The sequence below is a fragment of the Paracoccus jiaweipingae genome, from assembly GCF_044335505.1.
In the GTDB taxonomy this organism is placed as follows: domain Bacteria; phylum Pseudomonadota; class Alphaproteobacteria; order Rhodobacterales; family Rhodobacteraceae; genus Paracoccus.
The window spans coordinates 1-13,389 of the sequence record NZ_JBISBS010000003.1 but is presented as its reverse complement, the minus strand read 5'-3'; the positions used below and the strand labels follow the sequence as shown (position 1 = coordinate 13,389).

General features: G+C 64.4%; 9 protein-coding genes. 2 read left to right on the top strand and 7 right to left on the bottom strand.

Going from position 1 to position 13,389, the window contains the following annotated elements; translation table 11 throughout:
- Position 1: 1 nt before the first annotated feature.
- The 7 genes from ACFXP9_RS06160 to obgE form a co-directional block, all read right to left on the bottom strand.
- Complete coding sequence (locus ACFXP9_RS06160; protein WP_397210069.1) at positions 2-1,780, bottom strand: phage terminase large subunit family protein; 1,779 nt, start codon at positions 1,778-1,780, stop codon at positions 2-4.
- Positions 1,770-2,288 carry a hypothetical protein gene (locus tag ACFXP9_RS06155; protein WP_397210067.1) on the bottom strand — a complete coding sequence of 173 codons (519 nt, stop codon included), beginning with the start codon at positions 2,286-2,288 and terminating at the stop codon, positions 1,770-1,772. The genes ACFXP9_RS06160 and ACFXP9_RS06155 overlap by 11 nt, the downstream gene beginning before the upstream one ends.
- Before the next feature lie 308 nt (positions 2,289-2,596).
- Positions 2,597-4,771 carry an AAA family ATPase gene (locus ACFXP9_RS06150; protein ID WP_397210064.1) on the bottom strand — a complete coding sequence of 725 codons (2,175 nt, stop codon included), beginning with the start codon at positions 4,769-4,771 and terminating at the stop codon, positions 2,597-2,599.
- 311 nt (positions 4,772-5,082) lie between these two features.
- Positions 5,083-6,549: a UdgX family uracil-DNA binding protein gene (locus ACFXP9_RS06145; RefSeq protein WP_397207415.1), complete on the bottom strand. Its 1,467-nt coding sequence runs from the start codon at positions 6,547-6,549 to the stop codon at positions 5,083-5,085.
- The gene (locus tag ACFXP9_RS06140) at positions 6,549-7,778 is read right to left on the bottom strand and encodes a putative DNA modification/repair radical SAM protein (RefSeq protein ID WP_397207417.1); all 1,230 of its coding nucleotides are present in this window, start codon (positions 7,776-7,778) and stop codon (positions 6,549-6,551) included. The genes ACFXP9_RS06145 and ACFXP9_RS06140 overlap by 1 nt, the downstream gene beginning before the upstream one ends.
- Before the next feature lie 149 nt (positions 7,779-7,927).
- Positions 7,928-9,034, bottom strand: a complete 1,107-nt coding sequence (gene proB / locus ACFXP9_RS06135) for a glutamate 5-kinase (protein ID WP_397207418.1) — start codon at positions 9,032-9,034, stop codon at positions 7,928-7,930.
- Positions 9,031-10,071: a GTPase ObgE gene (gene obgE / locus ACFXP9_RS06130; protein WP_397207419.1), complete on the bottom strand. Its 1,041-nt coding sequence runs from the start codon at positions 10,069-10,071 to the stop codon at positions 9,031-9,033. The genes proB and obgE overlap by 4 nt, the downstream gene beginning before the upstream one ends.
- 128 nt (positions 10,072-10,199) lie before the next feature.
- Here obgE and ACFXP9_RS06125 point away from each other — a divergent pair, with 128 nt between their 5' ends.
- On the top strand, positions 10,200-11,612 hold the full coding sequence (locus ACFXP9_RS06125; protein WP_397207421.1) for a protein adenylyltransferase SelO: 1,413 nt from the start codon (positions 10,200-10,202) through the stop codon (positions 11,610-11,612).
- Between the two features lie 90 nt (positions 11,613-11,702).
- Positions 11,703-12,977, top strand: a complete 1,275-nt coding sequence (gene eno / locus ACFXP9_RS06120) for a phosphopyruvate hydratase (RefSeq protein WP_397207423.1) — start codon at positions 11,703-11,705, stop codon at positions 12,975-12,977.
- Positions 12,978-13,389 lie beyond the last annotated feature (412 nt).

Sequence of the window (13,389 nt, the reverse complement as noted above, 5' to 3'; positions counted from 1 at the left end):
TTCAACCGCCCAGCCAACGACTCTTGATAACCGCCGACTTCCTTTCTGGGGCTGCCTGACTCGCGAGTTCGGCAGCCCTTCTTTCGATGTTCAAGGGCACCAGCACCTTCGCAGCGACGGCATAGACGCAGCAATCCCAGACTTCCGCGCGTCGCCCGTTGAGCCGGTGCCATTCCTTCACCGGAACGCCCTTGCTATAGCGGGTTTGCAACCGTTCGGACGTGAATTGTTCAAACCAGTTGGCATCCAGTTTGTCGCTAAATCGGAACGTGCCGCCTGCGACCATCTGCATGATGCGCTGTTTCACGCCGTCGACGCCGATCAGTTGCAGCCGCACGGTTTTCTTTCGCGCCTGCCCAGCGGTGACAATCGGTTGCTGGAAGCCGGGGACACCCTTTGACGGGAAGATGCGCTGCGCCGCGCGACCGTGGCAGGCGTCATAGACCGAGTCGACCGTGACCCCATCGCCCGAGTCGATCAGCGCGGAGTCATATCGCAGGGTGCCACCCTTCGGATGTGGGAAGCTGCGCCGCAGAGCGTCGAACAGATCAATCCACACATCGCCTTGCAGCGGATCGCCCCAAAACAGTTCATGTTTCAGCACCAGCGCCGCACCCTCTGCCGTCCAGCCCAGCGTTGCCAGTTCGATCCGGTCGCGCTGCACATCGGCCCCGCCAGTGATCGCCAGCACCTCGGGCGGTATCCTATCGAGGCAGAACGCTTCCCGCTTCGCCATGAGGTCGGACTCGTCCAGCCCTTCCGACTCGTCACGCCATGCTTGCCCCAAAACCGTGTTCACCCAGGTCTTGAGCAAAGACGGGTCACGCTTCGCCGCAACAAATTCCTGAGCCAACCGCCCCCACGCGGCATTCGGCAGGGTCGAAATCAGCGAGTTCAGCCGGTAGCTGTGATGCCCGACGATCTCGGGCCGGGTCGCAACCCATTTGCCAGCCGCAACCATCTTCGCCTTCTCGGACTCGGGCGTGATGCAGCCGCATTCCGGGCAGACATAATATGCAGCCTCGGGCTGCCCCTCAGGCCATTGTATGTCCTTCCAGGTCACTTCGCTGAATTCGTGGCAATGCGGACAAGGCACCTGATACACCCGCTGGTCGCCCTCATTATAGGCGCGCAGGATGCGACTGGTTTCCTCATCAACCGGGGTCGAGGCCATGACAACCAGCCGGTTGCTGTAGGTCATCGTCCTGCGGATCGCCAAGGCCACGGGGTCACCCTCGTCACCGGCAGACAGCGAGAGTCCGTCCACCTCGTCGACCCACAGCACCCTTGCCGTGCGGGCGCGCAGGTTCTTCGGTGAAGCCCCCGAAACCAGCGCCAGCGAACCGCCCGGATAGTGCCGCGAAAGCATCGTGTCGCGCCCGCTGGCGTCGACCGTCAGAGCATTGCGCAGGGCCGGGCTTGCGGAGAAGGTGGGTTCGATGATCGAGGTCATCAGCATTCGCGCATCGGACTCGGACGGCATGACAACCATTTGGGCAGCCGGATCGTTCAGCGCATAGTGCCCAATGGCTGCGACCATGAGTTGCGTTGCCCCGACGCGGGCGGATTTCAGAATGCTGACACGTTCCACGGCGGGATTGCCCATGCTGCGAGCGATTTCCACCTGATACGGGAAGAGGCGGAACCGGCCCGATTGCGCCGCGACCGTGGCAGGCAGCCGCACATTTTGCTGGACCCATTCCGATAGATCGAGCCTTGCGGGCGGTTTCAGGGCTGCGAAGGTTTCGCGCCGCAACATTGCCGCATGATTACTTGCCATCTGCGATTTCCTCTAGCGCCAGCCGCATTTCAGATTCCAGTGCCGCTTGGGCTTCCCGGTCCAAGCCCAGTTGCGTTGTCAGCCGCGCGGGAATCGCCATGATCGCGGTGCGCAGGTCGATTGCGAGAGTCGTCCAGGCGCGCTTTACATCGGCAACCGGAATCAATTCGGCTTTCTTGGCCTTGTTTTCGAGTTCCAGCTTGATCGCCTTTTGCTTGGCGATTTTCAGGGTTTCGACTTTCAGGGCTGCGTTGTCCGGGTTCGAGGTCGGACGCCCAGCGCGTGAAGCGTGTTCACGCAGATTTTCGCAATAGGACCGGACAGCGGTTCGGCGGTGATAGGTCACAGGCGCAATACGCTTGAATATGCCCTCTTGCGTCAGGACTCTGACCCGGTTCGCGGTGATGCCCAGCAGATCGGCCAAGGCTGCCTCTGAAATGGTCTCTGAATCCGGTGCCGGTAAATCGAGGTCGATCAGCAGTTCGGACAGATCAGTATTATTTTTCATTTTTCACCAGATTCAGTTTGACATTGGAAATTTTCGATTTTGCGACCGACGAATCGGGGTTCCGTGCCCCCGCCCCATGGCCCTTTTGAGGGGGAACCGTGGAAATGGGCTGTGGTCGATGATCGGCTGTGACCGATGATGCGCTGCAACCCATCTGCCAGCAGATCGCGTCCGATTGATTGTGTTTCATCTTGGAGTTCCATTGTTGGGCATTGGCACCGGGACACGGGACACCCTTAAGGGGTGTGTCCCTGTCCGTCCCGCCGATGTGCCTATTTGCCGGGTGAGACGTATGAGACATGTCCCGGTCATGTGCCGGTCCGTCCCGTTTCATCGTCGTGTGAAGGGGCATCATCAAAGCCATCGCGGATGGAATAGAAACCATCATGGCCCATAACCAATCCATCCCGTGCCAGCGTTTCGAGTGACCGATTGAACGCTTTCCTTCGGGTCGCCGGATCGTCGTGCGCGCATACCGTGTCAGACGCCATGCAGGCCCGTTTCCAGTCATCCCGGCTGACTGGCTGCGCCATGTCTTCAAGAATTTTCAGCGCAGCCGCCGCCTGTGGCGGAAGCCGCTTCACCTTCGCCGGAATGCCAACCAGCGGGTTGCAGCGGGGATAGGTCAGCGGGTCGCCGTCATCGTCAAAGCCGAAGTCATCGGTGGCGATGTTGAATGCAATATCCCGATCACAGGTGCCGTTCCGGTTCTTGGTCAGCTTGCCGCGGATAATCCGCTGTTCATCGTCGCGCTTTACATGCAAGGCCACGTCGAGCGCCCCGTTCAGGATCGAGTGTCCGCGCGGGGTGCCGGTTTCGGCTTTCGTGTCGTGGTGGATCAGGACAACCGCTGCGCCCCAGCGGGTCAGCGCCCGCGCCACCGTGACCACACGGCCCATTGCCTCGGCGCTATTTTCTTCCAGGCCGGGGAACGCCATTGCCAGCGTATCAATGAAGATTAGTGCGGGGCGTTCTGCCTTCACCGCCTCTTTCAGCGCCAGAAAATCGGGCGACTCTTTGATCAGAAGATTCGAGACGCCTTCCACCAGCTTGAACGCATCCGCACCGCCGTGTGCCTTCCGCAGCGCCTTCACGCGCCCGCGCATCCCGTGCGAGTCTTCGGACGCGACATAGAACACGCCGCCCGCTTTCGTGCGCATCTTAAAGGCTTCCTGCCCCTGCGCCACCATATAGCCCAGAAACGGGGCAATGAGGGATTTACCGGCACCGGGCGCGCCGAAGATGCAGGCAACGTCCCTTTCCGCAAGCAAGCCTTTAATCAGGTATTTCCGCGCGGATGACGCCTCGCATTCATCCGGCGTAAGGAACGTTAGCGTCGATGGTTTCGGCTTAGGCCCGTCGAAAGGCGAGCGCGAATCGTCGTTCAGATCGTCAAAGTCATCATCGGAAACAAATACGCCCCAATCGTAACCGTCGATTCCGGCTTCGCGGAAAAGGCTGCGCAGCCCTTTGGCGTTGGGCTTGTCAGACTTGAAGCTGCGCCAGACGATGCGCGAGTCCTTCGCGTTGAACTTGGCGGAAGCCTTGGCCCAGTCGCACCATTTGCCGAAACCCTCTTTCGATCCGCCAAACTGGTGATGCAGCGCCATGCCAGCCTTTAGCCAGTCGTCGCGATCATCGACATTGAGACTGGCCAACGCCTGCGCCAGATGTTCCGGGTTCACCTCGTCCAACGGTTCAAAGGGTTCGCCGCCGCCTTGGTGCTGCCGGATACCGAACCGATCCAGCGACTCCCGGTCGATGTGCATCAGGAACGGCAATGCCAGTTCAAGCGGGCGTTCCCAGCGATAGGGCTGCTTGGTATCGGGATGGATCGAGGGCGGCAGGGCGGCTTGCGAGCCAGTGCCCATGAGGTCAATTTCCCAATCGTATTTCTTCACTTCACGGTTCAACCGCTGGTCGAAGACCATTGTGAAACCTTGCGACTTGGCGATTTTGCGCTTTGGCATCGCATCAGGCGACAGGAAATAGATGTGCCGGGACTCGCCGCCGCTTCCGCTGATAACGGAAGGAAAGGTCCGGGCATCGGGCCAGAGGTCCAGAAGCTTTGACCAGGCTTCACCGGCCTTGTCTGGGTCGCGAATATCGAGGTCGATCAGATGCAGATAGAGGCCATCCATGCGCGACGGCTGGCCTAGCCGGATGCCGATATTCTGCCCTTGGCTGTAGCTGCGCCGCAGATCGGATTCGGTTTGATTTGGCAGGGTCGACCAGTTCGCAGCCACTGGTCGCTTCTGACCTTTGACCAGCCAGTGCAGCGATGCACCAGCGCCGATCAGGGCGCAATTCGTGGCATCAAGCGGTTGATTTTCAAGGCTGGATTCAGTATATTCATTGCAGGCGATTTCGAGAGCCGCCGAACTAGAATCAGCGCCGTTGCGGGGACCAGCCGCAGCGGCGTTTTCCGTTTCCGGTGGCGTCTGCCCCAGCAATGCGCTGAGGTCGGTCGAAAAGTCTTTCATATAGTGCCTCGGGGTTTGACAGACTGGAAAAAAAGCCTGAAAAAACAGCGAGGCGTTTCGGGGCGGTTTGACAGAGCAAGCGGTGAAAATCGCTAGATTTCCTCACTCCCTCCGGGCCTACCAAATTCCCGTTTGAACATAGGGATATGCGGTTTTGATGGCCTTTGCGACAGGCTGGCTGTTGCCGCATCATCGCGCCATGTCCGGGGCGATGGCGGGTATCTGACCTGACGGGTGCGGCTGGCGCTTTCTGCTTTTGCCAAAACCGCAGGGCACCCCGCGCCACGCTGGCATGGGCCGTTCCGCCTGCCTCAGCCCTTGCGATCCGTCGCGCCCACCACGCCCCCGCCATCCGCCACGGCCAGTTCCGCCGCCAGCCGCAGGTCGCGGATCAGCGCCGCCCGTGCCTCGGCGGCCTTTGCCGCATCCGGCAGCCGCAGGATATAGCTGGGGTGCCAGCTGATCACCACCGCGCCGCCATCCCATGCGGTTTCGACCTTGCCGCGCCGCGCCGTCAGTGGCGCGTCATCGCCGGTCAGCGCATAGGCCGCGCTGGCCCCCAGCGCCAGCGTCACCTGCGGCTGAATGAACCGCCGTTCCAGCCCCAGCCACCAGCGGCAATGCCGGATTTCGCCGCGATCGGGGTTTTGGTGCAGGCGCTGCTTGCCGCGCGGGCGGAATTTGAAATGTTTGACCGCATTGGTCAGCCAGACCGGACCGGGCGAAACCTCGGCCAGGGCGGCGTGCAGCAGTTGACCTGCCGGGCCGACAAAAGGGCGCCCGGCCAGATCCTCGGCATCGCCGGGCTGTTCGCCCACGATCATCAGCGGCGCCGAGGCATCGCCGCTGCCCCAGACGGTCTGGGTCGCGGCCTGACACAGATCGCAGCGGGTGCAGTGGCGGGCCTGCGCGGCGGCCTGGGCCAGATCCGCCGGCAGGGCATTGTCCCCGCCGACCAGATCGGGCGCAGCGCGTTCCAGAATACGGGCCGCGCGTTTGGGCGGGACCGAGGGTGCCGCGGCGCGCATCGCCGCCACCCGCGCCCCGGCATCGGCCAGCATCTGCGGGATCAGCTGGGTCTCGGGCAGGTTTTTCCAATATTTCACCGGCATTTCCGACCGCATCGCCCCCAGCTTGATCCGCGCCGGGTTGAAGATATGGGCGAAATAGGTGCCCCACAGGACCTCGGTCGCGTCATCGGGCAGATCGGGGCGCGCAACCGGCGGGCCAAAGCGCAACTGGCCGTCAAACCGCGCCACCCCCTGCGGCGTCGCGATCAGCCAGTCCATATCGGCAAAGCGGCGGGCAAAGAACGGGGTCGCGGCCTCAAGTATATGGTGGTCGGGCTGAAACCACGCCCCAAAGCGGCGGCGCCCGCCATGGCCGTCAACCTCGCGAAAGCGGACAAATGCGTGCATTTTGTGAATGTCGCGCCCGACCGATTTCGCCAGCGCCTGCAAGCGGCGGGTCAGCGGATCGGCGGGGTTCGACCAGATGCGGCGGTCGTGCTGGTGGCGCAGCAATGCCTGATAGGCCAGCGCCGGGGCCTGCGGATCGCTGTGGCACAGCACCGACAGGCACAGCCGGGTCAGGTCGCGCGGCGCGGACACCGCCTGCCCGCCATCGGCATCGGGCAACGGGTCTGCGGCAAACAGCGTCGCATCGCCGCGCCGCGACCAGTCCACATCGGCGGGCGCAATGCGGTGGCTGGCCAGCCGCCGCGCCGCCGCCCGCCAGACCGCGTCAAACCCCAGCGCCGGCAGATCGACGCGATACATCAGAACAGCGTCAGTTGTTCGGGCGCCGGGGCAAAGCGCGCCCGCAAACCGGCGCTGTCGGTCAGCGCGCCGGGCGACCAGTCGGGCAGCACGACAAAGGGCCGCGCCTTGCCCATCTGCGCCCCGATCCGCAACAGATCGGCATAGCGCAACCGCCCCGAGCGCCGCGCCGCCAGAATGCGCTGAACGCTGCGGGTGCCAAAGCCCGGCACACGCAACAGCATCTCGCGCCCGGCGCGGTTCACATCGACCGGGAACTGATCGCGATGGGCCAGCGCCCATGACAGCTTGGGATCAATCGCCAGATCCAGGTTGCCCGCAGGCGCGGCAGCGGTGATCTCGTCCGCCTCGAAACCATAAAACCGCATCAGCCAGTCGGCCTGATACAGCCGGTGTTCGCGCATCAAGGGCGGCTTGATCAACGGCAGCGCGGCCGAGCTGTCGGGGATCGGGCTGAAGGCCGAATAATAGACCCGCCGCAGGTCATAGCCGGCATAAAGCCGCGATGCGGTGGTCAGCACGTCGCGGTCGCTGGCGGCATCGGCGCCCACGATCATCTGCGTCGACTGCCCCGCCGGGGCAAAGCGCGGCGGGCGTTTGCCGGTATGGCTGCGGTCGCGCGCGGCGGCGCGGGCCAGCTTTACATCGGCCATGGCGGCGCGAATGGTTTCGGGGTGTTTTTGCGGTGCCAGCCGCCGGGTGCTGGCATCTTGCGGCAATTCGATATTCACCGACAACCGGTCCGCGAACAGCCCCGCCTGTTCGACCAGTTCGGGCGCGGCCTCGGGGATGGTTTTCAGGTGGATATAGCCGCGAAACCCGTGATCCAGCCGCAGCATCCGCGCAATGCGCACCATATCCGACATGGTGTCATCGGGGCTGCGGATGATGCCCGAGGACAAAAACAGCCCCTCGATATAATTGCGCCGGTAAAATTCCAGCGTCAGGGTCACGACCTCTTCCGGGGTAAAGCGCGCCCGCTCGACCCGGCTTGAGACGCGGTTGACGCAATAGGCGCAATCGAAAATGCAGAAATTGGTCATCAGGATCTTCAGCAGGCTGATGCAGCGCCCGTCGGGGGTATAGGCGTGGCAGATGCCGCTGCCGCCGGCGCTGCCCAGACCGCCCGCGCGGGCATCGCGCCGGGTGGTCCCGGACGAGGCGCAGGACGCGTCGTATTTCGCCGCATCCGCCAGAATCGCCAGTTTCTGTTGCAGGGTCTTTGCCATGCGAACAAAAATAGAACAAATACAGTGAACCGGCAAGGGCGCACGGGTTAATCTTGATCAGTCGAAGGTCGGGGCACGGGCTTGCGCCCCAGTCCTTTCCGGCCCCAATCTTTCTGGCCCCAATCCTCCGGCCCTGTGCGCGCTGGCCGTTACAGCCCCATATCGTCGCGATGCACCATCGGCCCGCGCCCGGCATAGCCAAGGATGGCGGGAATATCCTCGCTGCGGTGACCGGCGATGCGCGCGGCTTCATCCGCCGCATAGCGCACCAGACCATAGGCCACCGCGTGGCCCGCCCCGTCCAGCACCGCCACGGCATCGCCGCGGTGGAAATCGCCCTCGACCCGGCGCACGCCCACCGGCAACAGCGACCCACCCGCCGCCAAAGCCCGCGCCGCGCCGTCATCGACATGCAGCCAGCCCTGCGGCTTCATCGCGGTGATCCAGTTCTTGCGCGCGGTCTGCGGGTCGGCCTTGGGGGTGAACCACGTCACCCGCGCGCCGTCGCGAATGGCCGACAGCGGCCGCAGCACCGAACCTTCGGCAATCACCATCGCACAGCCCCCGGCCATGGCGGTGCGCGCCGCCAGCAGCTTGGTTTTCATCCCGCCCCTGGACAGGCCGGAAACGGGATCGCCGCCCATACCCTCGATCTCGGGGGTGATATCGCTGACGATGGGCAGGTGCCGCGCGGCGGGGTCGGTTTTGGGGTTGGCGGTATACAACCCGTCGACATCCGACAGCAGCACCAGCTGATCGGCCTCGACCGTCACGGCGATCTGTGCGGCCAGCCGGTCATTGTCGCCAAAGCGGATCTCGTCCGTGGCGACGGTGTCGTTTTCGTTGACAATCGGCACTACGCCCATGGCCAGCAGGCTGCGCAGCGTCGCCCGCGCGTTCAGATAGCGGCGGCGGTTCTGGCTGTCCTCAAGCGTCAGCAGCACCTGCCCCGCGCGGATGCCATGCGGGGCCAGCGCCTCTTCATAACTGCGGGCAAGACGGATCTGACCCACCGCCGCCGCCGCCTGACTTTGTTCCAGCGTCAGCGGCCCGTGGGGCAGTTCAAGGATCTGCCGCCCCAGCGCGATGGACCCGGACGAGACCAGCACCACATCGGCACCGCCCTGACGCCATGTCGCCACATCGTCGATCAGCGCCCGCAGCCAGTCCTGTCGCAGGCCGTCAGGCCCGACCAGCAGCGCCGATCCGACCTTGACCACGATGCGGCGCGCCTTTGCAAGACGCGGCGCGGTCATGGCTGCCAGCCCTCGTCCCCGGCTTCGGGGGGCGGGGCGTCGGCGGCGCGGGCCGACAGGATGGTCGCCATCAGGGCGCGCATCACCGCCTCGACCCCCTCGCCCGAGACGCCGGACATCAGCATCACATCGGTGCCAAGCGCGGCGTCGATCTGGTCTTTCAGCCCGGCGCGCATTTCCGCGTCCAGCGCGTCGATCTTGTTCAGCGCCGTCACCCGTGGCTTGGCGGCCAGAATGGGGGAATATTGTTCCAGCTCGTGCAGGATGACCTGCGCATCCGCGACCGGGTCCAGCGCGGTGCCGTCGATCAGGTGCAGCAGAACGTGGCAGCGCTCGACATGGCCCAGAAACTGGTCGCCAAGGCCCCGGCCCTCGGACGCGCCCTCGATCAGGCCGGGAATATCGGCCATGACGAATTCGCGCCCATCGACGCCGACCACCCCCAGATTGGGGTGCAGCGTGGTAAAGGGGTAATCCGCGATCTTGGGCCGCGCATTCGACACCGTCGACAACAGCGTCGATTTACCCGCATTGGGCAGCCCCACCAGACCCGCATCGGCAATCAGCTTAAGCCGCAGCCAGATCGTGCGTTCCACCCCCGGCTGACCGGGATTGGCATTGCGCGGTGCCCGGTTGGTCGAGGATTTGAAATGCAAATTCCCAAAGCCGCCATTGCCACCGCGCGCCAGCACCACGCGCTGTCCGGGCGTGGTCATATCCGCGATCAGGGTTTCCTGATCTTCGTCCAGAATCTCGGTCCCGACGGGCACGCGCAGCACAATATCGTCACCGCTGGCACCGGTGCGCTGGCTGCCCATGCCATGCTGGCCGGTTTTGGCAAAGAAATGCTGCTGATAGCGAAAATCAATCAGCGTGTTCAGACCGTCCACGGCCTCGGCCACGACATCGCCGCCGCGCCCGCCATCGCCGCCATCGGGACCGCCATATTCGATGAATTTTTCGCGCCGGAAGCTGACCGCACCGGCACCGCCCGCGCCCGAGCGGATATAGACCTTGGCCAGATCGAGAAACTTCATCGTAAACCTCTTTTCCTTTGGTCCTGCGATACAGCCCGGCCCGCGCGGGCGCAAGCCGACGCCGGCCCCCGCCCCTTTGCGCGGGGCGCCGGGATACCTAGATCAAGGGCATCAGCACGAGGTTTCGCATGATCCGCTTTGACAATTCCTATGCCCGCCTGCCGCAAAACGCCTTTGCGCGGCTGACGCCCCAGCCGGTGCCGCAGCCGCGGCTGCTGGCGCTGAACGGGCCACTGGCGGCGCGGCTGGGGCTGGATGCGGACTGGCTGACCAGCAAGGACGGGCTGGCGATGCTGGCGGGCAATGTCCTGCCCGCAGGGGCCGAGCCACTGGCGCAGGCCTATGCCGGGCACCAGTTCGGCGGCTTTGTGCCCCAGCTTGGCGATGGCCGCGCGATGCTGATCGGGGAAATCATCGCCCCCGATGGCGCGCGTTTCGATATTCAGCTGAAAGGGTCCGGCCCGACGGTGTTTTCACGCGGCGGCGATGGCCGGGCGTGGCTGGGACCGGTCCTGCGCGAATATCTGGTATCGGAATTCATGGCCGCGATGGGGGTGCCGACCACGCGCGCGCTGGCCGCTGTGGCAACCGGCCAGCCGGTGATGCGTGACACCGCCCGCCCCGGCGCTGTGCTGACCCGCATTGCCGCCAGCCATATCCGCGTCGGCACCTTCCAGTATTTTGCCGTGCGCGACGACTGCGCCACCCTGCGCGCGCTGACCGATCACGCCATCGCCCGCCATTATCCGCAGGCCGAAACCCCGCTGGACCTGCTGGCCGGGGTGGTCGCGGCGCAGGCCGACACCGTCGCGCGCTGGATGGCGCTGGGGTTCATTCACGGGGTGATGAATACCGACAACATGACGATTTCGGGGGAAACCATCGACTATGGTCCCTGTGCGTTCATGGACCGCTATCACCCCGATACGGTGTTTTCCTCGATCGACCGGCACGGGCGCTATGCCTGGGCCGAACAGCCGCAGGTCGCGGTCTGGAATCTGGCGCAACTGGCCAGTTGTCTGGTCCCGCTGATGCCCGATCTGGACCCCGCGATCGAGGGTGCCACCGCCATCGTTCATGGCTTTCCCGACCTGTATCAGGCCGCGTGGCTGCGCCATTTCGCCGCCAAGCTGGGGATCGCCGCGCCGCGCGACGATGACCGCGCCCTGATCGAGCGGCTGCTGACGCTGATGGCGCAGAACCGCGCCGATTTCACCGCCACATTTGCTGACCTGGGGGACAATGCCCGCAGCCATTTCACCGACACGGCCGCCTTTGATCACTGGCGGGCCGACTGGCAGGCGCGCATCCGTGACCTGCCCGACGCAGCGGCGGTCATGGCACGCGCCAATCCGCGCCGCATCCCGCGCAACCACCGGGTTGAACAGGCCATCACCGCGGCGCTGGCCGGCGATATGGCCCCGTTCCAGCGCCTGCTGGCCGCCTGCACCGAACCGCATCGCGACCGCGATGACTGGGCTGATCTGGCCCGTCCGCCCCGCCCCGAAGAAGAGGTCCGGCGCACCTTTTGCGGCACCTGACCGGGCGTTTGCGCCATCAGGGTTTCCCCCCGTCGCGTGGCAGGGTATGCAGGCCGCGAAACTGGCCCCCATCGCAAAAAGGATGCCGACATGACCGCCATTATCGACATTTTCGCCCGCGAGATCCTCGACAGCCGCGGCAACCCGACCGTCGAGGTCGATGTGACGCTGGAAGACGGCACCATGGGCCGCGCGGCGGTGCCCTCGGGTGCCTCGACCGGGGCGCATGAGGCCGTGGAAAAGCGCGATGGCGACAAGGCGCGCTATCTGGGCAAGGGCGTGCTGGAGGCCGTCGCGGCGGTGAATGGCGAACTGGCCGAGAACCTGATCGGTGAGGACGCGACCGAACAACTGGCCATCGACCAGATGATGTGCGAACTGGACGGGACCGAAAACAAGGGGCGCCTTGGGGCGAACGCGATTCTGGGCGTGTCGCTGGCCGTTGCCAAAGCCGCGGCCGAGGCCACGGGCCAGCCGCTGTATCGCTATGTCGGGGGCACCGGGGCGCGGCTGTTGCCGGTGCCGATGATGAATATCATCAATGGCGGCGAACATGCCGATAACCCCATCGACATTCAGGAATTCATGATCATGCCGGTCAGCGCGGACAATATCCGCGATGCCGTGCGCATGGGCGCCGAAGTGTTTCACACCCTGAAGAAGGAATTGTCGGCGGCGGGTCTGGCGACCGGCGTGGGTGACGAGGGCGGCTTTGCCCCCAACCTGTCCAGCACCCGTGACGCGCTGGATTTCGTGCTGCGTTCGATCGAAAAGGCCGGCTACAAGCCCGGCGACGACATCATGCTGGCGTTGGACTGTGCCTCGACCGAATATTTCAAGGGCGGCAAATATGAACTGGCCGGCGAGGGCAAATCGCTGACCCCGGCCGAGAATGTGGACTATCTGGCCGCGCTGTGCGCCGATTACCCCATCCTGTCGATCGAGGATGGCTGCGCCGAGGATGACTGGGACGGCTGGAAGTTGTTGACCGAAAAGCTGGGGGGCAAGGTCCAGCTGGTGGGCGACGATCTGTTCGTGACCAACCCGGCCCGTCTGGCCGACGGCATCGCGCGCGGCTGTGGCAACAGCCTGCTGGTCAAGGTCAACCAGATCGGCACCCTGTCGGAAACGCTGGACGCGGTGCGCATGGCCGACCGCGCGGGTTACACTAGCGTGATGTCGCATCGCTCGGGCGAGACCGAGGACGCCACCATCGCTGATCTGGCGGTGGCCACGAATTGCGGCCAGATCAAGACCGGCTCGCTGGCGCGGTCTGACCGGCTGGCCAAATATAACCAGCTGATCCGTATCGAGGAAATGCTGGGGGCCACCGCCGAATATGCCGGTCGCAGCATTCTGCGCTGATCTGCCTTTCCATCACTGACAATCGCGCCGCGCGGTCCATGGCCGCGCGGTTTTCTGTTGCCGCCCGCATTCCAAAGCGCGCCCGCCGAGACCACAAACCGGGCAAGCCACCGCCACAGCGCCCCGATTCCACCGCCCGGTTCCGCCATCCGGCACAGCCCGCTGTGTCGGGCAGCCCCTTTCAGGCCAGCCGGTTCCTTTTTGGAATGGTCTGAAGCCAGAGCCGCTAAAACAGCCGGTTGCTGTTCTGCCCTGCCGGTATGTGCCCCGTCCGATCACCAGCACATGGCGCAGTTTTTTCCGTCCGCTGACAGGTGGGCGTTGCATCGGCAAGGCGGCAAGGCGGCAAGGCGGCAAGGCGGCAAGGCGGCAAGGCGGCAAGGCGGCAAGGCGGCAAGGCGGCAAGGCGGCA